The organism is Microbulbifer maximicatervae (SeqCode), assembly GCF_056232625.1.
Genome location: NZ_CP174324.1, coordinates 426177 through 452337 on the forward strand (window position 1 = coordinate 426177; position 26161 = coordinate 452337).

Sequence of the window (26161 nt, forward strand, 5' to 3'; positions counted from 1 at the left end):
TTTAATAACCTATCCGTTGTCTATCTTTCCGCTTCAGTTGTTAATTGATCGGCAGCCTTTAAAGGCAAAGTTTGTGCTTCTTTGCCAAAGTTCCAAAATGGGAAAATTCCCGTTTCGATTGGGAAAACAGGTTTGCATTGGCTGATTGGTACGGCATTAAGTTCTATTTTTAGCTCTCCATAATGTTGTCTGTAGGCATAGGCTATTGGGATCAGTCTCTGCCGATCGAAATGCTTGGCGCCCTTGTTGTTTTCGAATGCTTGTAGAAAATTATCTATTCCCTGCTGGATGCCAGCCCCATTTCTTGCTGTGAAGCTCCAGAAATTTTCATCAATTGTTTCTGCGAGACTGGCAAGATAAATCCATAATTGAAGATTTAGGCATTCATAATGAACACTATTTTTACTCTTGATTTTCGATACTTGGTTATCCGAGTGATCAAACTGCTCTAATATTCGGAAGCGGGAGTCCCTGAGAGTTTTTCTGGCAGCTTGTATTTGATTGAGATAGAGCGCTAAAGCTACAACTTGTAAATCATACTGTGTGCCAAGATGCCCAAGTTTTGGACGCATTGATTGCCCGCGATGACTATCTATCAGCCAGCTAAGGTATTGCTCCAGATGGTAGTCTAATCGCTCAACTCCTATCAGACGAATCTGCTGTTCTTGTTTAAGTTCTTTTAAAGTGCAGAGGGTGTGGACCAGTAGGTTGGGATTTACAGATTGTAATTGTTTGCTGTATTTCGTTTCATGTTTGTTGGGGAATAGCTTGATGAGGCTATTGTCGATAAATTGAATGAATTCCGGCTTCGAGCAGTGGGATTGGGCAAGGGCGACAATGGTCAAATCCTGAAGCAGGCTGTTAATCGAACTGGGCCGCGCCCTCTGTTTTACTTTTACCGATCTTTGCGTGGCCTCTCTTAATAGTATTAGATAGGGAAGGTCGCACCTGTTTGCTACGGCCAACTTGCTGCCAGGGGCGCATGTGTCGGCGGAAAAGCTGGAATCATCGAGTTGATCCAGCATGGCAAGGATAGCTTCAGAGCGAGTTGTTCCTCGCTCTCGGCTGGACTGCTGATCTGTTCGCTCCAGATGCGGCTTTCCCGAAAATAGTCTGGCTACCCAGCCTCCCTGAGTATAGTGACCTGCGGCTTCCGAGTAATCCGGGCAGGGGAGATCCCATGGGAAAATTGCCCACTCATCCCATTTTCCCGATACGCCTAGCCGCCATAAAAGTTCTACCTTGGGGCGCCTGCCGTAGCAGTAGCGGCTATCAAAAATCTCTCTGCTATCAGATCGAAATACTATTTGTGGTTCTTCAGTGGGGGTTGGTTCGAAGTCTTCACTCAGAACAGATTGATTATCCAGCAGTCTTGCCATTGGAATAACATGGTAGGGGTAAGCATTGTTGTTGAGTACCTGTTGCTTTATTGCTCGCCAGGCTTTTTGGGTTACAAAGCAGTTGCCATCCCAAGGTAAAATCCAGTCTGCTTTCGATTTGCCGTCCTGGAGGGCGAGATTTCTGGCCCCATTATTGTTCATTACATAATTGTTTTTATAGCGGTAAAGGCTCAGCTCTGCCTGAACCGCTAAGTCCTGGCGTAATCGTAGCCCCTTTAATTTATAGGGGGCATAGCTGATGGGGTGATCGAGAATATTCCACTCTATTTTTCGGTAGTCGTCCCAGCTAAAAGGGATTCTGAGAAAGGTTTGTTGATAGTCGCCGAGCAGTTTAATAATGGCTGCTTCTTCATTAGGGTCGACTATTCGATTGAGGATAAATATTTTTTCGCACTGGTCGAGTTCAGGCTCATGCTTCAAAATAAATTCAAGATTCTTGCGGGACTGTCCCACACTATGCCGGGGAGCTAAGTCGTTGCCGATGACTCTGTAGAGAGCAAAGGTCTGGGTTCTATTTGTTGTGGCTTTATGGGATTTGACTGGCGTAGTTTTGGGGTAGGGGGAACGACTGCTCGGATAGTGAAATTTGGGAAAATGGTGATGCCTTCGCATAATAATATTGGCTAGGCGCCTGGCATATTTTAGGGTTTTTCTTTTTAGCTTTTGAGAAAAGAATATACAGCGATCTCGCCACCTTAGCCAAAAAGTGTGCTCACGGAGTGATGTTGTTTCCTGTTCGGAGGCTAGCTGTTTTACGGGCGTTGGCATGGAAGCGTATTCTTATAGTTAGATATAGAGAAATCTAGTGAGTGCTCACTGATTGCTGACGGAAAGCCGGCAATCAAATTTTTTCTCGTGATTCGGAGTTAATTATAGTCGGCTAGATTCTAGAGCTTGGTGTCGAGCCATGTAGACGTAAAGTGCGCCAGCTTAAAAGTTATTTTTTTGTGCAGGGCAAGCTGAGATCTTTCCTATAGGCAAAAAAAAGCCCCGCTAGTTAGCGGGGCTTTCGTCTGGATCAGGCTGTCAATTAGACATTCACTTCCTGGATCTCAGTCGCTGCGATGCGCTTGCCTTCTTCGGCAGACTTCTGGAAGTCTTCAATCTGATCGAAGTTCAGGTAGCGGTAGATCTCGCTGGACATGGAGTCCAGGTTCTGTGCGTATTCCTGGTACTCAGCCGGAGTCGGCAGTTTACCCAGGATGGCGCCTACAGAAGCCAGCTCAGCGGAGGTCAGGTACACGTTGGCACCATCGCCCAGACGGTTGGGGAAGTTACGGGTAGAGGTGGACAGTACGGTGGCGTTCGGTGCCACACGTGCCTGGTTACCCATACACAGGGAACATCCGGGCATCTCGGTGCGGGCACCGGCAGAGCCGTAGATGTTGTAGTAACCCTCTTCCATCAACTGGTGCTCGTCCATCTTGGTGGGCGGGGAAATCCACATGCGAGTGGAGATGCCACCTTTGTGTTCTTGCAGCAGTTTACCGGCAGCGCGGAAGTGACCGATGTTGGTCATACAGGAGCCGATAAATACTTCATCTACCTTGTCGCCAGCAACGTCGGACAGCAGGCGAGCGTCGTCCGGATCGTTAGGAGCACATACGATCGGTTCTTTGATCTCGGCCAGGTCGATCTCGATCACTTCCAGGTACTCGGCGTCGGCGTCCGCTTCCATCAGTTTCGGGTTGGCCAGCCACTCTTCCATGGCGCGCGCGCGGCGCTCCAGGGTACGCTTGGAGCCGTAACCTTCTGCGATCATCCAGCGCAACAGGGTTACGTTGGAGCGCAGGTACTCAGACATGGTGTCTTCGGACAGCTTGATGGTACAGCCAGCAGCGGAGCGCTCGGCGGAGGCGTCGGACAGTTCGAATGCCTGCTCTACAGTCAGGTCTTCCAGGCCTTCGATCTCGAGGATGCGGCCGGAGAAGATGTTCTTCTTGCCTTTCTTCTCAACGGTCAGCAGGCCTTGCTTGATGGCGTAGAGAGGAATGGAGTGCACCAAGTCGCGCAGGGTGATGCCGGGCTGCATTTTGCCCTTGAAGCGCACCAGTACGGACTCAGGCATATCCAGCGGCATAACACCGGTAGCGGCGGCGAAAGCTACCAGACCGGAACCTGCAGGGAAGGAGATACCCATGGGGAAGCGGGTGTGGGAGTCACCACCGGTACCTACGGTGTCCGGCAGCAGCATGCGGTTCAGCCAGCTGTGGATGATGCCGTCAGCCGGGCGCAGGGAAACACCGCCACGGTTCATGATGAAGTCCGGCAGGGTGTGCTGGGTGCTGATATCAACGGGCTTGGGGTAGGCCGCAGTGTGACAGAAAGACTGCATTACCAGGTCGGCGGAGAAGCCGAGGCAGGCCAGGTCTTTCAGTTCATCGCGGGTCATGGGGCCAGTGGTGTCCTGGGAGCCCACAGTGGTCATTTTCGGCTCGCAGTAGGTGCCCGGACGGATACCTTCAACGCCACAGGCTTTACCAACCATCTTCTGCGCCAGAGTGTAACCCTTGCCGGTGTCGGCAGGTTGCTCAGGCTTGCGGAACAGCTCGGAAGGCGCCAGGCCTAGGGCTTCACGGGCTTTGCCGGTCAGGCCGCGACCGATGATCAGGTTGATACGACCGCCAGCCTGAACTTCGTCCAGCAGTACGTCGGACTTCAGTTGGAATTCAGACAGGACTTTGCCGTCTTCGGCCAGGATCTTGCCGTCGTAAGGGCGGATCTCGATAACGTCGCCCATGCCCAGTTCGTCAACGGGGGCTTCGAATACCAGTGCACCGGCATCTTCCATGGTGTTGTAGAAGATCGGGGCAACTTTACCGCCGATACAAATACCGCCACCTTTCTTGTTGGGCACGCCAGGCATTTCTTCACCGAAGTACCACAGCACGGAGTTGGTGGCGGACTTACGGGAAGAACCGGTACCTACTACGTCGCCAACGAAAGCAACGGGCAGGCCCTTGGCTTTAACTTCTTCAATCTGCTTCAGCGGACCGGTAACGCCTGCTTCTTCTGGCTCCAGACCGTCGCGCTTCATTTTGTACATGGCCAGCGCGTGCAGCGGAATGTCCGGACGAGACCAGGCATCCGGTGCCGGAGACAGGTCGTCGGTGTTGGTTTCGCCAGTTACCTTGAATACGGCAACTTTGATGCTCTCGGGTACTTTGTTGCGCTTGGTGAACCACTCGGCGTCTGCCCAGGATTGCATTACCGCTTTGGCGAATTCGTTGCCGGCTTTGGCTTTCTCTTCCACATCGTGGAAGGCGTCAAACATCAGCAGGGTGCCTTTCAGCTGCTCGGCAGCCAGTTCGGCCAGATCTTTGTCGTCCAGCAGCTCGACCAGGGTGGAGATGTTGTAACCGCCCAGCATTTGGCCCAGCAGTTCTACAGCGTGTTTGCGATCGATCAGCGGGGATTCTGCTTCACCTTTGATAATGGCGGACAGGAAACCTGCTTTAACATAAGCGGCTTCGTCAACGCCCGGCGGAACGCGTTGGGTGAGCAGGTCAACCAGTTCCTGTTCTTCGCCTTTTGGCGGATTTTTCAGCAATTCAACCAGGCCGGCGACTTGCTCGGCGTCCAATGGCTTTGGCGGAATGCCTTGTTCGGCGCGCTCGGCGACGTGTTTGCGATAGGCTTCAAGCACTGATAAGTCCCTCTTGGTGTGTGGGGTGGCACCTACAGCGGGTGGAATTCCCGGTCTATTAACTGTCAGCCGGGATTTTTTTTTCGAGGCCGCTGATGGCGGGGGGCGAATACTACAGGAAAGCCCTACTGCTGTTAAGTTTATCGAAAAATCAATAATTTAAGTGAATTATCACTATTTGCTAGGTGAATTTTAGTAGTTTGGCAGCTGGTACTTCCCCCCTTTTCTTGGCGGCGGAAACAAAATAGGCTACGCGCAATTTGAAGGCCGCGCGGGCGGCATAAATAGGTTGGTCGGATAGTTAATGTATAAGAAGGTTCGCACGCCCTGTATCGGTGTTTGTTCCACGGGAATTGGCGATGATGTTTGCCGTGGCTGCAAGCGCTTTGCGCACGAGGTGATTGATTGGAATGCCTACAGTGAAGAACAGCGCCGGGTAATTGCCGAGCGCCGAGAAGGGTATTTGGTGAACGCAGTACGCAGCCAGTTGGAGATCGTGGATCGCGAGCTGCTATTGGAGCAGCTTCATCACCAGCGGGTCCGTTTTGATGAAAGTCAAAATCCCTACTGTTGGGTGTTCGAACTATTGCGGGCAGGGGCCAGCCAGATATCGGACCTCAAGGCTTTTGGGTTGCAACTTACCGCGCAGGCGCGCGGCGTTCCACTGGTGGAAATTCGCCGCCTTATCGATGAGGATTTTTACGCACTTTCTGTCGCCTATTACCAGCGCTATGTGGCGCCTGGTATTACCTAAGAAGGTTCAAAAATTGATGGCAGCCTCATTTGGGGGGCTTGGATTTAGCGCTGCTGGCGCAAAAATACTCTGAGCGCCGGTAGAAAGGGTTCACTGGCGATTGCCAGATCCCGCCGCTGGCGCCGTCGACTCAAGCTCGGTTGGTGGTCAACTCGGGTGAATTCAGGCAGCTGCCCGGCCTCGTTGGCTTCTACCAGGATCGGCATGGAGGAATAGCCGACCTGATGATATTCCTCTTCTTCACCTAGCTCGTGCCCATAGAAGATTTCCGCTACCTGGAGATTGGGGCGACTCTGCACTTGCACCTGGCGCAAATCCTCCTGCTGGCTTTTGTGTAGCCCGGCGAGCAACTGGCGCTGGTATTGGATACCGGGATCGGACCCCTGAGGGTCCAGCTGCACCAACTTCTTTTCACACCATTTCACCGTGACCTTGCGAATAGATTTACGCGCCTTAATCCATGAAAGGGTGATGGCATCGGGCCGCTTCGGGCACATCAACACCAGGCGGTAGCATTGGCGTAGATGTGCGCGGGGGTATCCGGCATCCGCAAGGGTTTCCCGCACAGTGCGATCCTGCTCTGCTACTGGCCGCTCCGCCAGGGCGCTGCGAAGTTCGGCGATAGCCTTGGCAAAGATCTCTTTGTGGTTATTGAGTTGTTGAGCAAACTCAAGGGCTTTGGTCGGCACCGCCAATAAACCCGGTACCTGTAAAGTAGCGCGGGCATCTCCTCCGGCACTAATGGGCTCCAGGTAGTCGAGTTGAGAGTATAGAGCGCCTGATAGTGAATAGGGGCGTTCAAAGCTCTGATTGAGACTGAGTGCGGCATCCTGTGCGAAAGGGGGCTGAAGTAGATAGTGCTGCCAGGGTTTCTCGGCATTTTGCAGTAATTCCAGGGATTCTCTCAGAGCTTGGGCGGCGCCATGGATATTTTCTAATAGCGGCGGGATAGCTTTTGCCTGGGTTCTGTAGTCATTCATCAGATATGCCGGATAAAAAGTGACTTTTATATTAATGCACTTAATAAATCGTTATCAAGTTGAGTGTATTTATCACTAGGGACCTTCCTAGATAATTGCAGACCCGGTTTGTCAGTCGGGGGAGTAGTGCCCGCTGGTGGTTTAAAAGCGGGCGTTTGTGGCTTGAGGCCGCTATAATCCCGCGCCAAGTTATTTTGCTCCGGTTAAGTTTGTTCGTCCTATGAATGCTCAAGTCCCAGATCTTTCCGCTATCAATGAATTCCTGCTGTGTCCCACGCCCGATGCCTGGGTGGAGGCGGCATTGAAGGAGCCGGAAATGATGCTGATCGATCATGCCAACTGCGAGAAAAAAGCGGCGGGTACTGCCCTGAACCTGATGTTTCGGTATCTGAATGACTTTGAGCTGCTGAACAAAATGTCGCGTCTGGCTCGCGAAGAGCTGCGTCACTTTGAGCAGGTGCTGGCGATTATGGAGAAGCGCGGTATCGCCTATCCTCACGTTAGTGCCTCTCGCTACGCGGCGGGCCTTCGTGCCGAAGTCCGCAGCGCAGAGCCGGGGCGACTGATCGACACGCTGATTTGTGGCGCTATTATCGAAGCGCGCTCCTGCGAGCGCTTTGCACGGATTGCGCCTCAGTTAGATGATGAGTTGCAGAAGTTTTATCTCTCCCTGCTCAAATCTGAGGCACGCCACTTCCGCGATTACCTGCACCTTGCCCAGAAGGCTTCCGATGAAGATATTCAACCTAGGGTTCAGGCACTGCTGGAGAAAGAAAAGGAATTAGTGGAAGGCAGTGATGGACAGTTCCGCTTTCACAGTGGTGTGCCGGAGAGTGCAGGGCAGTAATTCTCGCTTGGCCTGCTAAGGTGGCTCAGATTTTCAGGAAGCTTTCGAATTGATGTTTATTAGCTACAAGCTTCCTGATTCTTTAGTGATAACACCAGAATTCTTGCTGCCTAAGCTCACTATATGGGGTCATACCGGCAGTAGCGCTAATCGTTGGTTATGGAATTATCGTAGGGCTGCTTGGTAGTTCTGTTACCTTTACCCGACCCGACCCGACCCGACCCGACCCGACCCGACCCGACCCGACCCGACCCGACCCGACCTGACCTGACTCTACGTTTGTGCCCTAAAAATCAGCACAGGTCTCTTTGGGATCTCGCCGGTACAAGTCGATATCGACCGATCGAACGCTATAAGTAAGCGGGGTGAGTAGTTATAAACTAATACTAAAAGGTATTTGTAAGCTGTACCATCGTAAGCACGCTAGAAGATTAAACTCGTACACTAGTGCCTGTTCAGCAATGCCTTGTTGGCCAATCTTGAAAAACTTACGTACTGTACAGTGGATTTCTACTGACCATCCTTCCGTAAAAATTATAATTTAGAGCCAATGTGTGGAAGTACAGTTTTTTAGTGCCGCCTTTTGAAGGTTTACGTGCCGTTTCTTAATCAGCTTTTTATTTTTAATCAGTTATTCTGTAATCAGAAAGCATAAGTGGTTTATGGGCATCTTTGTCTGAGTGATTCAAGGAAGACGAAAGTGGCTCGTTGGATGCTTTTTTGTAGTGCATTAAGGGTTAATGAAACTGCTTAAAGACATATTAAGAGAGGGACACTAGGCAACGGGCTAATTTCAGGAAGTTTTAGGCTGCCTGAGAAATGCACCAAAACGGGGAAGCCTGGGGCGGTATACCTATTGGTGTTACTGCAGGGGCCGCATTCGACGATCTTGGAGCACTGAAGATTGAGGAGCGTAATGATCAGTCAGGATGATTGTTATGGTGAGTTTGTACCAGGTAGCCCAGTATTTCTTCCCTCCTCCCCCAGAAAATGTAAATAATGGAAAAACTATCTTTCATTTCCAAGAAATATACAGATGCTGAGAGAAGCACAGAGGCAAGGCTGTCCCGTGCTTTACTCAATAATTTTGCACAAGATCTCATAAAGCAAAACGGTATTCACGGTGGGGTTGATCACTTAGACGCCGTAGTATTTTAGTTTGCAGAAAATATAAAGATCTTGGGGCGCTCTCCAGTAGATATGATCATGATTTACATTTATCCTTGGCGAGAAGGTTGTATCAATAAAGCCATTAAAGAGTTCTGTTAGGGTGTGAGGCTATTTGGCCTTCCTCGAGAAGGACTGAAAAAAAGACATGGCAAGCTTCCAACTTTACTCTGGCGAAAAAGGTTATATTTTGCCGTTTGAACATCAATATAGCTAACTCTGAATCAGTATTGGTGCTCAAGATGATCTTTTGTGTGACCAATGATGTTGCTAAGAGCAAGCTATTTCAAAGCTGTAATTGTTTATTGGCTCCTGAGGATGTTAAAAAATATTTGCATGCAATGAAATGTAAAGGTTGATATTAAAGGGAGGCTGGGGAGATGGTGTTATTTGGGACTGGTGTTTGACGAAATATCTGGTTATGGATAACCAGATATTGGATTTTTTAAACACAATTCCACCATGTTGGCAGGTGGTGGTCCTATGCTTTTAGACTTGGTAGAAAAGTACTAGGCGCGTATCCCAGTGATAACTCTGAACCTTTTGGAGGTGTTGATGCCTTTTAGGTTTTAGGGAGTTTGAATATGATTCAGAGGATATTGGCAGCCGCAGGTTTAATCTAATAGGTTTGAAGGCTGTTCAAATATGCATTAATGTGGATACTCCAAAAATAGGGAGGTTTTTGGAGGATGGGACGATAGGAAGATGGATAACTTGATCAATTAGGAAGAATATTAATGAAAGTTATATATAAATTGTTTTTTATGGTTTTAACCGTCAGCGTATGTTTTGCTGGGTCAATACATGAGGATGTGATTCACTCTCAGGTATCTGAAGAAGGGAAAACCTTTTCAGTAGACATGTTAACGGCTGAAAGTGATGTGTCTGGTGCAGTGACAGATAATGTTGCTAATATTCTTGGGGCAATAATTAAAATTCTACTGGGAGAGGTTTAACATTTAGCCCAGCGGACTTTGGGTGAAATGATGGGGTAATGTTTCGCTGGGCTTCAAAACTCTGTGCCAGCTGTATAAGTCCATAAGGTGATCAATTTATCTGGAAGATAACTGCGGTAGTATTAGGCTGTAATTTTAAACCGGATGCGTTTGGTTTTTTAAGTTTGGTGGCGGATAGTGTCTCCATTCGTGCTTGCGGTGTTCTTTTAGTGAATATCGAAGAGTTACTCTCAACGTGTCTCATTTCGGTGTTTAAAATTTATCTCTGCTTGAGGTTCCAAGGCTCTTTTCTCTTATCCTGAATCAAGCTTTTTCAATAGCCGAATAAACTCTTCAAGCTCTTTACTGCTGGTGGAATCCACAGAAAATTTATTGTGAAAAAATATGGTGAGTTTCACTTTGGGGGAATTGATGAAAACCGTATAGCCGTCAAAGTCAGTGCTGACTGCCAGCCCCTGGTAATGCCATTCGTTACCTTCCTTGCGCCCCTCCTTTGTCGCCCTATCAAACACCCGCAGCGCTTGTTTGACGTCAATCTTCTGTTCGGCATCCATTGCTGCTTGCTCCTGCCGCTAAGCTTGTTGTTTGAGACGAAACTGTCTTTGACTTGGAAGCTTAGACGACATGGACACTGACATCCATCACTACCCACCAGTCGATACGCGGCTGTTTGACTGGCTGGCTTACCTTGGTTTGATTCCATTTGTCGCAGGAATCATTATGCAGTGGTTAGGGTTTTCTCTTTGGGGAGTGACTCCGCGCCTACTGTTCACCGCCTACAGCGCCGTGATTCTGAGTTTTCTTTGCGGTGTTTGGTGGGGTGCTGCACTCAATCAAGTGGGGCATCCGCATAGGATGATTTTAGCGCTACTGAGTAACCTGGTGACGTTGGTGGGGTGGGTGGCGCTGCTGATGTTTCGCACCACTTGGGCGCTACCGGTATTACTAGTTGCTTTCGGTTTTGTTGTCTGGGCCGAGGCCCGGTTGAACCCCAATCTGCCCGGGCGGGATCAGTATTTCCGCACCCGCAGCATCGTGACCTACCTAGTGATGGCCTGCCATCTTCTAATGATTCTGCTGCTCCTTTGAAATGTCTGGCGCAAACTAAACTGTTACCAGCGAAGTTATTTTGGGGTAGCTCTTATGCAACCTGTTTCCTCTGAGGTGCTCGACCAGCTATTCAACAAAGCCCGAACCCATAGTCATTGGCAGGATAAGCCGGTTTCAAAAGAGGTTTTGAAACAGCTTTACGACTTGGTCAAATTCGGACCCACCAGTGCTAATTGTTGCCCTATGCGATTGGTGTTTGTTGTAAGTAAGGAGGCTAAGGAGCGGCTAAAGCCAGCGCTTAATGAGGGAAATATTGAAAAAACTATGCGGGCTCCGGTGACTGCCATTGTTGCTTACGATATGCACTTTTATGAACACCTTCCGGAGCTCTATCCCCAGACTCCTGCGCGGGAATGGTTTGCCGATAGCCCCGAATATGCCGAGGTTACCGCATTTCGTAATGGTTCCTTACAAGGAGGCTACTTTATTTTAGCGGCGAGGGCCCTGGGGCTCGATTGCGGCCCAATGTCGGGGTTTGATAACGCATTAGTTGATGAGGAATTCTTCAGTGACAAATGCTCAGCACCGGCTTTTCTGCCGGAGCACTTTCCTGATTGTCATATTAAGTCCAATTTCTTGTGCAATCTTGGCTATGGCGAAACCGACAAATTATATCCGCGCAACCCTCGGTTGGATTTCGATGAAGTGTGCAGAACTCTGTAAATTGTTGTGTTTAACATAATTCGTATTTTTTAATGCGGGTTAATGGCAGTGGATCAAGAATTTAGGTGTGATTAAGTGGTTCTTAAACGATCTCAGCGGTTGATTGACCCGGAAGAATATTTTTTACCTCGGCAAGAGGACGCGCTTTATGAGTTGTTTGGCCGGGACATTAGCCGGGCTGTGGTTGAGCGATTTTTGTCGATGCAAGATGAGGAATACTTCCGCTGTGTCAGTTCGGGAAATTTCGGTATCTATGCCGCAGACCAACTATTGATAGATTGCTATGCAAAAAAAATTAATGAGCAGGCAATCCTCGATGAAAAGTTGTTGTTTAGTCGAGAAGAGCTGGAGCCGATTATTCAGGCATATAGAGCGGAAACACTTTATATGAACCTGGCAATGGACAACGCAGCGCTGCCACACGATGTAATTACCACCGAGGAATTTGTCTTACATCTACAGGCGACCATTCTTAAGGCGTTGGAGAAAAAGCGGGATGCTGATGATTTTATCGTGGTTATCCCGACCACCAGCTACAAAGGGGAGCTCATTCCCAAGGCCATTTGCAGTAAAGCCAAGTTGAATGATGAAACCTTTGAGCGTCAATTCCAGTTGGGGCTTGTTCGCAATCAACACCTGCAATATGTCTTAAGTAAATCCTACTTGTGGACCCTGGCACATGCCTGGCCCTTTATAACGGGTTCGGAAGTGGGGGAGGGGTTGTTCAAAGGGGTGGTATTTCGGCAGTTTGATCTAGGTTTTGGCACTATAGCCTCGGATCTAGACAGTGATACCAATGTATTTGTGATTACAGATGCAAGTTGTACTGGTGGTGAGGCAGAGCATATTCGCAGCCGTCTGTTGAGAATGGATAGGCATGAACGCTCGGCGATTATTGTTCCTTTATGTAAGAAGGAAGCGATACATCGTTTGGATAAAAGTGCGGAAGGTAATGCAGAAATTGTGTCTGGGGTAGTCCTGGATGACTTCAAGCGGCAGTGGAAAGATGTTGGCCATCGAGCGAGCTATAAGACCCTCAGGGGGGCGAAGAGGTGATGGCCTGGCATGAGTCCTTATAATGCCGGCTTAGACACCATCAGATAGACAATGGCAACGGTCATGGGAAATGCGATAGCCCCGAGCAGGCACCAAGCCATCATTAGCTTGCGCATTTTGTCTATATTACCGTCTTCTTTGGCATGTTTACGCAGCTGGTACCGAAGGTAAACAACCGGCAGCCACAACAAGAACACGGTTGCGCTGAGCCCGGCGGCTAATTGCAGCCAGGCTTGTAGCATCCAGCTTGGATTAATCAGTAGCATACCCACCGCACTACCGAATAGACCAATTACCGCCGATCCGGTAAATATCCAGTCTGCCTGTACCGTTTCCCGGCTAACCCACTGCATAACTTGGGCATTTCCGGACAGCCAGCCCCTCAGGGTGTACCAAGCGATGCCGGTCCCTGTGCCGAGTACGATTATGGCGCAGAGGATATGCAGTGTTTTCAGTATCAGATAGTAATTCACAGCGCTGCCGGCCAGACTAAAGTTGGAGATAAATTAGTGGCTGCGGTCGTTAATTTCAATGCCAATTATCGCTGCCTTGATATCTGCTAGCTCGAGCTAGTAGGACGATAAACGATATGGGGGAGAAAAGTGATCTTCCGACCGGAGAAAATTATCAGTGGTGGTCAGACGGGGGCGGATACCGGTGGCCTGCTGGCGGGGCAGCGCCTGGGAATTGCCACCGGTGGCACAGCACCGCAGGGTTACTGGACTGAGATCGGTGATCGGCCGGATTTTCTGAAAGGGCTTGGGCTGGTTGAAAACACGTCCCCGGATCTGGAAGAGCGTACTCGTGAGAATATCCGCAACTCTGATGCCACTGTTATCTTCACAACCAATCCCAGTAGTGATGGCACCCTGTTTACTATTGAGTTCTGCCAAGCATCGGGGAAACCACACTTGGTAGTCAATCCGACTGATGCCGATCGAGTACAATTGGTGCGTGACTTTATCCTCAAGAATCGTCCGCAGACGCTCAATGTGGCGGGTAACCGTGAATCCAACTCCCAAGGGATTACTGAAATTACCGCAGAGACAATCCAGAAAGCGCTAACTGGTTGAGGCCTGAGTATCCACATCAGGTGTTGCCTATTAGCCCTAAAATCCCTCACCTTTAAGGTATCTAGGGATTTTTAGGGTAGCGTGAGAGGCCGTTAGTAGATGCAGACAGCACCAGCCCCCGATAGGGCTCTGACGACTAAGGTCGCAGAGTGCAAATGCAGTGCGCCTGGAGTTGAGTTGGTATTTCAATGTAGCGGGTGTAGCCCTGGAAAAAGCGTTTGGAGGGAGTGCTTGAAGGGTCGCTACAGGGGAGTGGACGAAGGCAGCTTCTTGCTGAAAAGCTGAGGATATTATGAATTTCAGTAGCTTGCAATCACCCTACAGCTATCCGATGGATACTAATACCCCCCGCTTTAAAGGCAGGGGGAGGGTTAGGGTGTGCAAAAGTAATCAGTAAATATAGACTGCGCCGGAGCTTGGGCCGCTATTATCACTCTGATCGCCATTAATCCCGCTGCTTTCCCCCATAGCACCCACTACCAGGGTGTGGCCATCGGCACTGAGGCTGACAGAGCTACCGAAGAAGTCATAGGCCTCGGTATTACTGGATTTGAGATAGGCTTGTTGTTGCCAGGTGTTGGCCTCACGCACAAACAGGTAAACCGTGCCAGAACCAAAAGCCCCATTGTTGAGCTGATCGCCATCGACACCCTGGGCGCTGCTTTCTTCAAGAGAAGCGCCAACGGCCAGGGTGTGGCCATCGGCACTGAGGCTGACAGAAGTACCGAAGCTGTCATCGGCACCGGAATTACTGGCCTTGAGGTAGGCCTGCTGTGCCCAGGTATCGCCCTCCCGTACAAATAGGTAAACCGCGCCAGAATGCATAGCTTCATTGTTTAATTGATCGCCATCGATACCCTGGGCGTTGCTGCTTTCAAAAGAAACGCCGACGGCCAGAGTGTGGCCATCGGCACTGAGGCTGACAGAGCTACCGAATAAGTCAAAGGCATCGGTATTGCTGGCCTTGAGGTAGGCTTGTTGCGCCCAGGAGTCGCCCTCCCTTGCAAATAGGTAAACCGCGCCAGAAAGTGAAGTGTCATTGTGGAGCTGATCGCCATTAACACCCTGAGCGTTACTGCCCTCATTGGGGGCACCGACGGCCAGGGTATGGCCGTCGGCACTGAGGCTGACAGAGCTACCGAAGATGTCAAAGGCATCGGCATTACTGGCTTTGAGGTAGGCCTGTTGCGTCCAGGTATCGTCTTCCCGCACAAACAGGTAGACTGCGCCAGTTTCTCCAGCTTCATTGTTGAGCTGGTCGCCATCAATACCCTGGGCGCTGCTACCCTCACCAGCAGAACCGACAGCCAGGGTGTGGCCATCGGCACTGAGGCTGACAGAAAACCCGAAGCTGTCATCGGCATCGGTATTGCTGGCCTTTAAGTAGGCCTGTTGCTTCCAGATGTCGCCGTCCCTTACAAAGATGTACACCGCGCCAGAAGTGGTTGCTTCTTCGTTTTGCTGATTGCTATTGATACCAATCGCGTTGCTGTCCTCGCCAAAAGCACCGACGGCCAGGGTGTGGCCATCGGCACTGAGGCTGACAGACCTACCGAATAAGTCTAAGGCATCGGTATTGCTTGCTTTGAGGTAGGCCTGCTGCACCCAGGCGTTGCCCTCTTTTGCAAACAGGTAGACTGCACCAGAAGATGAAGCTTCATTGTTGAGCTGGTCGCCATTGATACCCTGGGCGCTGCTGTCCTCGCCAGCAGCGCCAACGGCCAGGGTGTGGCCATTGGCACTGAGGCTGATAGAAGTACCGAAGTAGTCATAAGTGCCGGCATTACTGGCCTTGAGGTAACCAATGGCAGCAACCAGGGTGTCGCTTACGGCGATAAGGTCTGAGTTGGTGCACTGCTCCTGTTCTCCCTCCCCATTACAAGCTTGTAGCAGGTACTGGGCATTTGCCCGTGCGTAGAGCGGGACTTCCAGCGCTATGGTTTCACTCCCCTGGGGGATATTCTCAGCGACAGGGGTAAAGCCGGAGAGCCCATCGGGGTTCTCCAGTAAGTGGTAATGACTGGCGTTGCCGGAGTCAGTCCAATTAAAGCGGAACAGCTTAACGGGCTCAAAGCTCAGGGTGAAACCCTGTGGTGCATCGGGTGTATCAGGAGTATCAGGAGTATCAGGAGTATCAGGAGTATCAGGAGTATCAGGAGTATCAGGAGTATCAGGAGTATTCGGTACGACAGGTGTCTCTTCGTTGTTGCTTGTGTCGCTACCGGACCCTCCACCGCTGCAAGCGGTAAGGAAGGAGAGGATAATCATCATAAAGATGGCTTTAAAGAACTGCGGGGGCATAGCGATAGGGTCTCTAGGCTTTTAAATACAACCACTTAATTATTCATATCGCCCATGTTGTTTCTTTAGGTTTTGGGCATTTTTTATAGGTCGCAGAGTGCAAATGCAGTGCGCCTGGAGTTGAGTTGGTATTTCAATGTAGCGGGTGTGGCCCTGGAAAAAGCGTTTGGAGGGAGTGCTTGAAGGGTCGCTACTGGGGACTGGATGAAGGCAGCTTCTTGCTGAAAAGCCGGGGGTATTATGAATTTCAGTAGCTTGCAATCACCCTACAGCTATCCGATGGATACTAATACCCCCCGCTTTAAAGGCAGGGGGAGGGTTAGGGTGGTATGCAAAAGCAGTCAGTAAATATAGACCGCGCCGGCACTTGGGGCGCTATTGTCACTCTGACCGCCATTAATCCCGCTGCTGTCCTCCCTAGTTGCACCCACTACCAGGGTGTGGCCATCGGCACTGAGGCTGACAGAGCTGCCGAAGAAGTCAAAGGCATCGGTATTACTGGGCTTGAGATAGGCCTGCTGCGCCCAGATATCGCCCTCCCTGACAAATAGGTAGACCGCGCCAGCATCTGTAGCTTCATTATTTAGCTGGTCGCCATTAATACCCCGGGCGTTACTGTCCTCGCCATAAGTACCGACGGCCAGGGTGTGGCCATCGGCACTGAGGCTGATAGAAATACCGAAAATGTCATCGGCATCGGTATTACTGGACTTGAGATAGGCCTGCTGCGCCCAGATATCGCCCTCCCTGACAAACAGGTAGACCGCGCCAGCATTTTCAGCTTCATTGTTAAGCTGATCGCCATTGATACCCCGGGCGTTACTGTCCTCGTAATAAGTGCCGACGGCCAGGGAATGGCCATCGGCACTGAGGCTGATAGAAGTGCCGAAGAGGTCATCGGCATCGGTATTACTGGACTTGAGATAGGCCTGCTGTGCCCAGATGTCGCCCTCCCTGACAAACAGGTAGACTGCGCCAGCATTTTCAGCTTCATTATCGAGCTGGTCGCCATCGATACCCTGGGCGCTGCTATCCTCGCCATTGGCACCGACGGCCAGGGTGTGGCCATCCGTACTGAGGCTGACAGAGCTACCGAAGATGTCAAAGGCATCAGCATTACTGGCTTTGAGATAGGCCTGCTGCGCCCAGGTATCGTCTTCCCGCACAAACAGATAGACTGCGCCAGCTCCAGGGGCTTCATTATTGAGCTGGGCGCCATCAATACCCTGGGCGCTGCTGTCCTCACCATCAGCACCGACGGCCAGGGTGTGGCCATCGGCACTGAGGCTGACAGAATCCCCGAAGTTGTCAAAGGCACCGGCATTACTGGCCTTGATGTAGGCCTGCTGCGCCCAAGTGTCGCCTTCCCGTACAAACAGATAGGCTGCGCCAGCTCCAGGGGCTTCATTATCGAGCTGGTCGCCATCGATACCCTGGGCGCTGCTATCCTCGCCATTGGCACCGACGGCCAGGGTGTGGCCATCCGCACTGAGGCTGACAGAATTACCGAAGAAGTCAAAGGCACCGGCATTACCGGCTTTGAGGCAGGCTTGCTGTACCCAGGCGTTGTCTTCCTGCACAAATAGGTAGACCGCGCCAGCATCTGTTATAGCTTCATTGTTGAGCTGATCAACACCAATAATACCCTGGGCGCTGCTGTCCTCCCTACTTGCACCGACAGCCAGGGTCTGGCCATCGGCACTGAGGCTGACAGAAAAGCCGAAGAAGTCATCGGCATCGGCATTACTGGCCTTGAGGTAACCAATGGCAGCAACCAGAGTGTCGCTTACAGCGATAAGGTCTGAGTTGGTGCACTGCTCCTGTTCTCCCTCCCCATTACAAGCTTGTAGCAGGTACTGGGCATTTGCCCGTGCGTAGAGCGGGACTTCCAGTGCTATGGTTTCACTCCCCTGAGGGATATTCTCAGCGACAGGGGTAAAGCCGGAGAGCCCATCGGGGTTCTCCAGTAAGTGGTAATGACTGGCGTTGCCGGAGTCAGTCCAATTAAAGCGGAACAGCTTAATGGGCTCAAAGCTCAGGGTGAAACCCTGTGGTGCATCGGGTGTATCAGGAGTATCAGGAGTATCAGGAGTATCGGGAGTATCGGGAGTATCAGGAGTATCAGGAGTATCGGGTGTATTCGGTACGACAGGTGTCTCTTCGTTGTTGCTTGTGTCGCTACCGGACCCTCCACCGCTGCAAGCGGTAAGGAAGGAGAGGATAATCATCATAAAGATGGCTTTAAAGAACTGCGGGGGCATAGCGATAGGGTCTCTAGGCTTTTAAATACAACCACTTAATTATTCATATCGCCCATGTTGTTTCTTTAGGTTTTGGGCATTTTTTATAGGTCGCAGAGTGCAAATGCAGTGCGCCTGGAGTTGAGTTGGTATTTCAATGTAGCGGGTGTGGCCCTGGAAAAAGCGTTTGGAGGGAGTGCTTGAAGGGTCGCTACTGGGGACTGGATGAAGGCAGCTTCTTGCTGAAAAGCCGGGGATATTATGAATTTCAGCAGCTTGCTAATCCCCCCCGCTTTAAAGGCAGGGGGAGGGTTAGGGTGGCATGCAAAAGCAATCAGTAAATATAGACTGCGCCGGCGCCTGGGGCGCTATTGTCATTCTGGTCGCCTGTAATCCCGCTGTCCTCGCCAGCGGCACCGATGGCCACGGTGTGGCCATCGGCACTGAGGCTGACAGAGCTGCCGAAAAAGTCACCTGTATCGGTATCGGCCTCGGTATTACTGGCTTTGATGTAGGCCTGCTGTGCCCAGATATCGCCCTCCCTGACAAACAGGTAGGCCGCGCCAGTTTCTCCAGCTTCATTGTTGAGCTGGTCGCCATTGATACCCTGGGCGCTACTGTCCTCCCAAGTTGCACCGACGGCCAGGGTGTGGCCATCGGCACTGAGGCTGACAGAAGTACCGAAGCTGTCATCGGCATTGGTATTGCTGGCTTTGAGGTAGGCCTGCTGTACCCAGGTGTCAGTCTCCCGTACAAATAGGTAAACCGCGCCAGAAGTAGAAGCTTCATTGTTTAACTGATCGCCATCGATACCCTGGGCGTTGCTGCCTTCAAAAGAAACGCCGACGGCCAGGGTGTGGCCATCGGCACTGAGGCTGACAGACCTACCGAATAAATCAAAGGCATCGGTATTGCTTGCTTTGAGGTAGGCCTGCTGTACCCAAGAGCTGCCTTCCCGCACAAACAGGTAGACCGCTCCAGCATTTGTAGATTCATTGTTGAGCTGGTCGCCATCAATACCTTGGGCGTTGCTATCCTCATAGAGTGCGCCAACGGCCAGGGTGTGGCCATCGGCACTGAGGCTGACAGAAGTACCGAAGAAGTCAGCGGTCCCAGCATTACTCGCCTTGAGGTAGGCCTGTTGCACCCAGGCGTTGCCTTCCTGCACAAATAGGTAGACCGCGCCAGCATCTGTTATAGCTTCATTGTTGAGCTGATTGACACCAATAATACCCTGGGCGCTGCTGTCCTCCCTAGTTGCACCGACAGCCAGGGTGTGGCCATCGGCACTGAGGCTGACAGAAGTGCCGAAGAGGTCACCTTGTTCAGCATTGCTTGCTTTGAGGTAGGCCTGCTGCACCCAGGCGCTGCCTTCCTTTGCAAACAGGTAGACTGCACCAGAATCTGAAGCCCCATTGTTGAGCTGGTCGCCATTGATACCCTGGGCGTTACTGCCCTCATTGGGGGCACCGACGGCCAGGGTGTGGCCATCGGCACTGAGGCTGATAGAAGTACCGAAGTAGTCATAAGTGCCGGCATTACTGGCCTTGAGGTAGGCCTGCTGCACCCAGGCGTTGCCTTCCCTTACAAACAGATAGACCGCACCAGAAGACAAAGCTTCATTGTTGAACTGGTCGCCATTGATACCCTGGGCGCTGCTGTCCTCCCACGTTGCACCGACAGCCAGGGTGTGGCCATCGGCACTGAGGCTGACAGACCTACCGAATATGTCATCGGCATCGGCATTACTGGCCTTGAGGTAACCAATGGCAGCAACCAGAGTGTTGCTTACAGCGATAAGGTCTGAGTTGGTGCACTGCTCTTCTTCTCCCTCCCCATTACAAGCTTGTAGCAGGTACTGGGCATTTGCCCGTGCGTAGAGCGGGACTTCCAGCGCTATGGTTTCACTCCCCTGGGGGATATTTTCAGCGACAGGGGTAAAGCCGGAGAGTCCATCGGGGTTCTCCAGTAAGTGGTAATGACTGGCGTTGCCGGAGTCAGTCCAATTAAAGCGGAACAGCTTAATGGGCTCAAAGCTCAGGGTGAAACCCTGTGGAGTATCAGGAGTATCAGGAGTATCAGGAGTATCAGGAGTATCAGGAGTATCAGGAGTATCAGGAGTATCAGGAGTATCAGGAGTATCGGGTGTATTCGGTACGACAGGTGTCTCTTCGTTGTTGCTTGTGTCGCTACCGGACCCTCCACCGCTGCAAGCGGTAAGGAAGGAGAGGATAATCATCATAAAGATGGCTTTAAAGAACTGCGGGGGCATAGTGATAGGGTCTCTAGGCTTTTTAATACAACCACTTAATTATTCATATCGCCCATGTTGTTTCTTTAGGTTTTGGGCATTTTTTATAGGTCACAGAGCTCAAAACTATTGTGAGAGCACTGATCAGTGGGGCCTAGGATCCAATATGCTTCTCAAGATGATGACCCGAGGGGTTGGGTGCGCGCAGGCGCAATTCCAAGTCCGGGTATTGCCCTACGGAAAACCAGAAGAACAGGCACAGGGCAGCAATTGTGGCAAAGAGAGTGAAGTAGTGAACCCAGGCTGGTTCTGGCCCACCGGGTAGAAAGTGCTTTTCTTCAACGCTGCGACGGCGATTTAAAATTAGCGCATAAAAAATGACTGTCGCAATCACAAAGATCAGGGACCAGCGGGTTTGTTGCCCGTCAGATCCCACCAGGGCCACAAGGCAGTACACCGCTGCAATCAGCAAAATCACGGTAAACAGTCCGTACTGCTGAGGCGGCATTTTGCCGTAGGCCAAAACCCGCAAAGCTACCGCAGAATAGATATAGGGCATCAGTGTCATAATCACAGCGACAGAGGCGATTTTGCCAAACTGCTGGCTGGCCGTTGGCGATATGGTGGTGAGTATCAATACAGACATCAACACGGCCACCAGGGTTAATCCGCCGGTAGGCACGCCTTTGTTATTGGTGCGGGCAAATAGCGCTGCAAACAGGCCATCATCTGCCGCGGCCTTGGCAGACTGCCCCACCAGCAGTATCCAGCCGCCTAATGAACCGATACAGCCAATAGCGGCGCACAGGGCTACGACATTGGCCGCAGTATTTCCCAGTGCCAGGCGAGCAGCATCGGCAAAGGGAGCGGAGGAGCTGATTAATTCCTGGTTCGGCAGCATCCCCATAATGACCGATGAGCTGAGTACATAGGCGATAGAAGCCAGGATAACTCCCCCAACCGTTGCGATTGGGACGTTCTTGGTGGGGTCTTTTACCACTGCGGCGGATACAGAGGCGGTTTCCACCCCAATAAAGGCCCAGAGCGTGAAGGTAAGGCTGGCCATAATGGCACTGGGGTCGCTCTTGCCTGAGACATTCCAGCTGCTGGTAAAGTTTTGCTGGTCGAACCAGAACCAGCCAAAAATAGCGGTGCCGAGGATTGGAAGTAAAACCAGGCCGGTGGTGAGGGATTGGATGCGACCGACGGTGCGCGGGCCCAGTACATTGGCGTAAGTCAGCAGCCAGACCATGGCAACCTGGGCCATGGCAAAAGTCAGTGGGTCTTTTAACGGTGGAAAAAAATGGGTCAGATAGCCCAGGCCTGCAGTAATCAGCGCAACATTACCGATTACATTGGCCAGCCAGTAAACCAGGTTGGTTTGGTAGCCAATGTAATCGCCAAAAGCGCGGCGGGCATAGGCATAGGGGCCGCCGGCTGCGGGATAGATAGCTGCGAGCTTGGCAAATACCAGGGCCAGGGAGATAGCGCCGACGATGGTTATCAACCAGCCGATCAAAGAAATACTGCCGACTGCAGCGAGATTGGCGGGGAGCATAAAAACCCCGGAGCCCATCATATTGCCTGCAACCATCAGGGTTGCGGGGACCAGGCCTATTTTATGCTCCTCTTTGATAGGCGAGCCTATGGCGAGTCTCCCCGCAGGGCGTAAATATGATAGTGGCCGTCCCGCACCTCTACTCCGTGGTTATCGTGGGTAAAGCCTGGAAATTGCTGGTCGAAGGCTTCCAGAGTTCTCAAGTAAATCAATGCCGGACTATCTTCATCGCCAAAATTTTCGCCGGGCATTAGCAGAGGAATACCTGGAGGGTAGGGTACAACGCCTGTGGCTGCGGTACGTCCCGGTAACTTGCTTAGCGGAAGCATTTCCACATCGCCGCGAACCAGGGTTTCATAAGCTTGTACCGGACTGCAGTCAGCTCTAGGTAAGGCTGAAAATCCTGCAGACATTTGCACTGTGGTTTGCAATTTTTTCATGGAAGCAAACATATTGTCTGCAAGGTCGCGCAGCCCGATATTGCGATAGGCTGGGGACTTTTTTATAAGGTTTGGCAGGCATTCACTTAAAGGCCGGTTGGCATCGAAGTCGCGCTTAAAGGCCAGTAAAGCATTTATGAGAGTGCCCCACTTACCCTTGGTAATACCGATAGAAAACAGGAACAAAATCGTAAAATCGGTAGTTTTCTCCACGATAATGCCAAGGTTGTCCAGGTATTTACTGACGATGTTGGCAGGTATTCCAGATGCAGACAGTTTGCCATCAGGGTTTATCCCCGGGGTGGTAATCGATACTTTAATCGGGTCCAACATGCAGTAATCAGGCTCAATATCACCAAATCCATGCCATGATTCGCCGGGGTCTAATAACCAGCAGCTGGGCTCATGGCACAGGAGTTCTGCTGGGGCGCTGTGAAAAGCGTAGTTGTGCCCGTTATTGGGATCGGTGACATGCTCAGGCTGCCAACCTCCGAAGAACCACTCTTCTTTATCGCGATACTCCTGTTGCAAACGGGCCAATACTTGTCGGAACGCTACGGCCTCAGCAATTGACTCCTCTGTTAATGCTTTTCCACCCGGTCCATCCATCATTGCTGCGCTCACATCATTGGAGGCCATGATGGAATAAAGTGGGGAGGTTGAGGCATGCATCATAAAGGCTTCATTAAAGCGCCCATGCTCAATGGGTTTACGCCCATCGCGAATGTGAATCATCGATGCCTGGGACAATGCAGCAAGTAATTTATGCGTTGACTGAGTGGCAAATTTACTCGGGCCATTTTTCGCGTCGGCTTCTCCCAAATCGTACATTGCGAAGCGATCTCGATAGATAGGATTAAATCGAGCGTATGAGTACCAGGCTTCGTCAAAGTGCAGGCGATCAACGGACTCGCCGAGAAGTTCTTCCACTCTGCGCACGTTGTAACAGAGACCGTCGTAGGTGGAATTAGTAATGACTGCGTGAACGGCACGGGAATTTTTGGCGTGCTTGGACAAAGGGTTTTGCCGAATAGCATTGGCAACAGAGCTGGCCGTCAACTGTTGGGGAGGGACAGGGCCTATGAGGCCGTAGTTGTTGCGTAGGGGAATCAGGTAGGTTGGAACTGCACCTGACATGGTGATCGCGTGTTCAACGGATTTATGGCAGTTTCGATCGCACAGAGCCAGTTGCCCCCGGGTAACCGATGCCATCAATATCACTCTATTCGATGTCGAAGAGCCATTGGTTACATAGTAAGTGCGATCCGCACCAAATACTTTTGCTGCATATTGCTCTCCCTTGGCAATGGGGCCCGAGTGATCCAAAAGCGATCCCAGCTCTGTTACAGAAACAGACAGGTCCGAGCGCAACATATTTTCCCCAAAGAAATCGTAAAAAGCACGACCCGCAGGGGATTTGAGAAAAGCTGTTCCCCCAGTGTGGCCGGGTGTGTGCCATGAATATTCATGGACCCGGGCAAAGTGGGTCAGGGCGCGAAACATGGGGGGAAGAATGGCGTGGCGGTATCTTTCAATCGCGCTCTGGATGCGACCGCCGATAAAGGTCGGGGTATCTTCCAGCATCCAGATAAAATCGTTGGCTAATTCCAGGGCCCGTCGCGGCATGGTGCTGACAGTCTGCTGATCTGCCAGAAGGAATACCGGCATTTGGGGATTGCGGGCGCGAAGTTCTTCCAATACAACCAGGGCGGGGCATTCCGCTTCACCGGGCAGAGTCCAATTAATCAGCAGGCATTGGATCGCGGTGTTAGTGCTCAGTATGGCGCAGGCATCACTACCGCTGGTGGTTGTTATTACATCAATTTTTCGCTCTGATAACTCTGCCTGGAGCCTCATGGCGGCGCGGCCGGGAGCGCTGTTGTCGTCGACTTCACTGCTGGCGATCAGGGCCAGCATGCTGTTATGGCGTTGCTGTCCGAAATGATGCATGAGTGCCGCACAAACCTTTTGTTGTGGCCTGCTAAAAAGTCTCAGCGCAGGAAATTGTCTCGCAAAAGATCTACCACCTCATCTGCGCGGCCGTTGAGTATTGCTTTAAGTCCGAACAGTGCGGTGGAGGTGACTTGCTGCGCCGTAACTTCCGGCGGCATCACCAGTTCCACGCGGTTCGTCGGTACGCTGAGTAGTGCCGGCCCGTCAGTGGCGAGCCAGCGCTTCATGCTGTCCTCAAGCTGATCTGCACTCTCGATACTGGCACCACTGATGCCACAAGCTTCGGCAACGCGGCCGAAGTCCGGGTTATGTAAATCGGTATAGCTGTCGAGTAGCCCCTCAATGCGCTGCTCCATCTCTACGAAGCCGAGGGAGTTATTGTTAAATACCAGGACTTTTAACGGGATTTTTTCTTGCACCAGTGTCAGCAAGTCTCCCATTAACATGGTCATACCACCGTCGCCGCACATAGCGATGACCTGGCGCCCGGGATAGGCTTTGGCCATGCCCAGGGCTTGGGGGTAGGCGTTGGCCATGGTGCCGTGGGAAAGGCTGGTGAGAAATGAGCGTTTGCCATTGGCAGTGAGGTCGCGGAGCATCCATACCATACAAGCGCCGCCATCGGCGGTGAATACGGCATCCTCATCGGCCAGCTTATTGAGCGTCTGGGCGACAAATTGAGGGTGAATCAGGCTGGGGTCTTTCTCTTTGCCGCGGCTTTTCATCTCTTCCCGATCTTTTTTGTATCGTTCGAGAAGGTCATCGAGGAAGGTACTGTCGGTGCGGGCCTTTAATCGGGGCAAGAGGGCTTCAATGGTTGGACCCACATGCCCTACCAGGCCCATATCCACAGGGGCGCGTCGCCCCAGGTGCGGCGCTTCCGCATCAATTTGAATAATGGTGGCTTTTTCCGGGTAGAACTGGGTGTAAGCAAAATCGGTACCCAGGCACAGTAACAGGTCACAAGTCTCCATGGCCCGGTAGCCTGCGGGATTGCCGAGAATCCCGGTCATGCCCACATGGCAGGGGTTGTCGTATTCGAGAAACTCTTTCGACTTGGTGGTGTGGGCAATAGGAGCGGCCAGGTGTTGTCCCAGTTTTACTACTTCATCGTGAGTGTGACGGCAGCCGATACCGCCGTAAATAGTGATATTTTTTGCGGCGTTGATTTTCTTTGCCAGGGCGTCGAGCTCAGAGTCAGACGGACGCGCTAGCCATTCAGGGCGATGTACCGACCAGGGCAGACTGTCTTTGCTTTTCTCCTTGAACAAGTCGCCGCTAATTTGCACCACCGCGACTCCACCGCGAGTAAGCGCAGTTTGTGCAGCCTGCACAATCATTCGACGGGCTTGTTCCGGATGGGTCATGGTTTCACAGAAGACCGAACACTGTTCGTAGAGCTTTTGCTGGTCCACCTCCTGTGGATAGCCGAATCCCTGTTCCGCACGGTCGATTCGAGAGGCAATCAGTACCACCGGGGCGCCATTGCGATGGCTTTCAAAAATGCCGTTGATAAAGTGCAGGCTACCGGGCCCGGCAGTTCCGGCGCAGACGCTCAGCTCACCAGTAAGGTAAGACTCACCCCCAGCGGCGAAAGCGCCAACTTCCTCATGGCGCACATGTATCCACTCCAAGTCGGAAGTGCGCACCGCTGATGTGAAGTGGTTGATGGTATCGCCGACAATGCCGTAACACCGTTTGGCGCCGGCCTTAACCAGTGTATCGACGATAATTTCTGAAACGGTCTGCATAGCAGTCTCCACAGA

18 protein-coding genes are annotated in these 26161 nt (G+C 51.6%); 7 read left to right on the forward strand and 11 right to left on the reverse strand.

Annotation, left to right across the window (positions count from 1 at the left end):
* Positions 1-20: 20 nt before the first annotated feature.
* A complete protein-coding gene (locus tag ACJJI6_RS01805; protein WP_475712311.1) occupies positions 21-1379 on the reverse strand; it encodes an alginate lyase family protein in 1359 nt (452 codons plus the stop codon).
* Between the two features lie 1051 nt (positions 1380-2430).
* A complete protein-coding gene (acnB, locus tag ACJJI6_RS01810) occupies positions 2431-5046 on the reverse strand; it encodes a bifunctional aconitate hydratase 2/2-methylisocitrate dehydratase (RefSeq protein ID WP_444907834.1) in 2616 nt (871 codons plus the stop codon).
* Positions 5047-5350: 304 nt separating this feature from the next.
* On the opposite strand from acnB, the gene ACJJI6_RS01815 reads away from it, so the two are divergent.
* A complete protein-coding gene (locus ACJJI6_RS01815) occupies positions 5351-5800 on the forward strand; it encodes a DUF1289 domain-containing protein (protein ID WP_413662547.1) in 450 nt (149 codons plus the stop codon).
* Positions 5801-5844: 44 nt separating this feature from the next.
* Here the strand turns inward: ACJJI6_RS01815 and ACJJI6_RS01820 are convergent, their stop codons facing one another.
* Entirely contained in the window at positions 5845-6780 is a 936-nt protein-coding gene (locus ACJJI6_RS01820) for a hypothetical protein (protein WP_444917665.1), read from the reverse strand.
* A 220-nt stretch (positions 6781-7000) separates the two neighbouring features.
* Here ACJJI6_RS01820 and ACJJI6_RS01825 point away from each other — a divergent pair, with 220 nt between their 5' ends.
* Together ACJJI6_RS01825 and ACJJI6_RS01830 are read left to right on the forward strand one after the other, a co-directional pair.
* On the forward strand, positions 7001-7627 hold the full coding sequence (locus ACJJI6_RS01825; RefSeq protein ID WP_444893381.1) for a MiaE family protein: 627 nt from the start codon (positions 7001-7003) through the stop codon (positions 7625-7627).
* A 1904-nt stretch (positions 7628-9531) separates the two neighbouring features.
* Positions 9532-9750: a hypothetical protein gene (locus ACJJI6_RS01830; RefSeq protein ID WP_445354586.1), complete on the forward strand. Its 219-nt coding sequence runs from the start codon at positions 9532-9534 to the stop codon at positions 9748-9750.
* A 293-nt stretch (positions 9751-10043) separates the two neighbouring features.
* Here ACJJI6_RS01830 and ACJJI6_RS01835 read toward each other — a convergent pair whose 3' ends face one another.
* Positions 10044-10304: a DUF3081 family protein gene (locus ACJJI6_RS01835; protein ID WP_413662543.1), complete on the reverse strand. Its 261-nt coding sequence runs from the start codon at positions 10302-10304 to the stop codon at positions 10044-10046.
* 70 nt (positions 10305-10374) lie between these two features.
* Here ACJJI6_RS01835 and ACJJI6_RS01840 point away from each other — a divergent pair, with 70 nt between their 5' ends.
* The 3 genes from ACJJI6_RS01840 (at position 10375) to ACJJI6_RS01850 (ending at position 12579) form a co-directional block, all read left to right on the forward strand.
* Positions 10375-10839, forward strand: a complete 465-nt coding sequence (locus ACJJI6_RS01840) for a DUF3429 domain-containing protein (RefSeq protein WP_444917663.1) — start codon at positions 10375-10377, stop codon at positions 10837-10839.
* A gap of 54 nt (positions 10840-10893) precedes the next feature.
* Positions 10894-11523, forward strand: a complete 630-nt coding sequence (locus tag ACJJI6_RS01845; RefSeq protein ID WP_444917662.1) for a malonic semialdehyde reductase — start codon at positions 10894-10896, stop codon at positions 11521-11523.
* 75 nt (positions 11524-11598) lie between these two features.
* On the forward strand, positions 11599-12579 hold the full coding sequence (locus ACJJI6_RS01850; RefSeq protein ID WP_413662540.1) for a hypothetical protein: 981 nt from the start codon (positions 11599-11601) through the stop codon (positions 12577-12579).
* Between the two features lie 17 nt (positions 12580-12596).
* Here the strand turns inward: ACJJI6_RS01850 and ACJJI6_RS01855 are convergent, their stop codons facing one another.
* The gene (locus ACJJI6_RS01855) at positions 12597-13052 is read right to left on the reverse strand and encodes a DUF2269 family protein (protein WP_475712312.1); all 456 of its coding nucleotides are present in this window, start codon (positions 13050-13052) and stop codon (positions 12597-12599) included.
* A 129-nt stretch (positions 13053-13181) separates the two neighbouring features.
* On the opposite strand from ACJJI6_RS01855, the gene ACJJI6_RS01860 reads away from it, so the two are divergent.
* Positions 13182-13652, forward strand: coding sequence for a YpsA SLOG family protein (locus tag ACJJI6_RS01860; protein WP_444917660.1), 471 nt, complete (start codon positions 13182-13184; stop codon positions 13650-13652).
* 390 nt (positions 13653-14042) lie between these two features.
* Here the strand turns inward: ACJJI6_RS01860 and ACJJI6_RS01865 are convergent, their stop codons facing one another.
* From ACJJI6_RS01865 to ACJJI6_RS01890, 6 genes are all read right to left on the reverse strand, one after another.
* On the reverse strand, positions 14043-15953 hold the full coding sequence (locus tag ACJJI6_RS01865) for an FG-GAP repeat protein (RefSeq protein ID WP_475712313.1): 1911 nt from the start codon (positions 15951-15953) through the stop codon (positions 14043-14045).
* 341 nt (positions 15954-16294) lie between these two features.
* Complete coding sequence (locus tag ACJJI6_RS01870; protein WP_475712314.1) at positions 16295-18214, reverse strand: FG-GAP repeat protein; 1920 nt, start codon at positions 18212-18214, stop codon at positions 16295-16297.
* Positions 18215-18527: 313 nt separating this feature from the next.
* Entirely contained in the window at positions 18528-20465 is a 1938-nt protein-coding gene (locus ACJJI6_RS01875; RefSeq protein WP_475712315.1) for an FG-GAP repeat protein, read from the reverse strand.
* 133 nt (positions 20466-20598) lie between these two features.
* Positions 20599-22092 (reverse strand): arginine/agmatine antiporter, encoded by a 1494-nt coding sequence (adiC, locus tag ACJJI6_RS01880; protein WP_475708122.1) that lies wholly within the window; start codon positions 22090-22092, stop codon positions 20599-20601.
* On the reverse strand, positions 22089-24392 hold the full coding sequence (locus ACJJI6_RS01885) for an Orn/Lys/Arg family decarboxylase (protein WP_475712316.1): 2304 nt from the start codon (positions 24390-24392) through the stop codon (positions 22089-22091). The genes adiC and ACJJI6_RS01885 overlap by 4 nt, the downstream gene beginning before the upstream one ends.
* A 41-nt stretch (positions 24393-24433) precedes the next feature.
* Positions 24434-26146, reverse strand: coding sequence for a thiamine pyrophosphate-dependent enzyme (locus tag ACJJI6_RS01890; RefSeq protein WP_475712317.1), 1713 nt, complete (start codon positions 26144-26146; stop codon positions 24434-24436).
* Between the last annotated feature and the right edge of the window lie 15 nt (positions 26147-26161).

Bases quoted from the DNA above. Each gene is read 5' to 3' on its own strand.
- ACJJI6_RS01870 (WP_475712314.1), bottom strand. From the start codon at position 18,214: ATGCCCCCGCAGTTCTTTAAAGCCATCTTTATGATGATTATCCTCTCC.
- ACJJI6_RS01885 (WP_475712316.1), bottom strand. From the start codon at position 24,392: ATGCATCATTTCGGACAGCAACGCCATAACAGCATGCTGGCCCTGATC.
- ACJJI6_RS01835 (WP_413662543.1), bottom strand. From the start codon at position 10,304: ATGGATGCCGAACAGAAGATTGACGTCAAACAAGCGCTGCGGGTGTTT.
- ACJJI6_RS01845 (WP_444917662.1), top strand. From the start codon at position 10,894: ATGCAACCTGTTTCCTCTGAGGTGCTCGACCAGCTATTCAACAAAGCC.
- ACJJI6_RS01805 (WP_475712311.1), bottom strand. From the start codon at position 1,379: ATGGCAAGACTGCTGGATAATCAATCTGTTCTGAGTGAAGACTTCGAA.
- ACJJI6_RS01865 (WP_475712313.1), bottom strand. From the start codon at position 15,953: ATGCCCCCGCAGTTCTTTAAAGCCATCTTTATGATGATTATCCTCTCC.
- ACJJI6_RS01890 (WP_475712317.1), bottom strand. From the start codon at position 26,146: ATGCAGACCGTTTCAGAAATTATCGTCGATACACTGGTTAAGGCCGGC.
- ACJJI6_RS01840 (WP_444917663.1), top strand. From the start codon at position 10,375: ATGGACACTGACATCCATCACTACCCACCAGTCGATACGCGGCTGTTT.
- ACJJI6_RS01815 (WP_413662547.1), top strand. From the start codon at position 5,351: ATGTATAAGAAGGTTCGCACGCCCTGTATCGGTGTTTGTTCCACGGGA.
- ACJJI6_RS01820 (WP_444917665.1), bottom strand. From the start codon at position 6,780: ATGAATGACTACAGAACCCAGGCAAAAGCTATCCCGCCGCTATTAGAA.
- ACJJI6_RS01875 (WP_475712315.1), bottom strand. From the start codon at position 20,465: ATGCCCCCGCAGTTCTTTAAAGCCATCTTTATGATGATTATCCTCTCC.
- ACJJI6_RS01825 (WP_444893381.1), top strand. From the start codon at position 7,001: ATGAATGCTCAAGTCCCAGATCTTTCCGCTATCAATGAATTCCTGCTG.
- ACJJI6_RS01830 (WP_445354586.1), top strand. From the start codon at position 9,532: ATGAAAGTTATATATAAATTGTTTTTTATGGTTTTAACCGTCAGCGTA.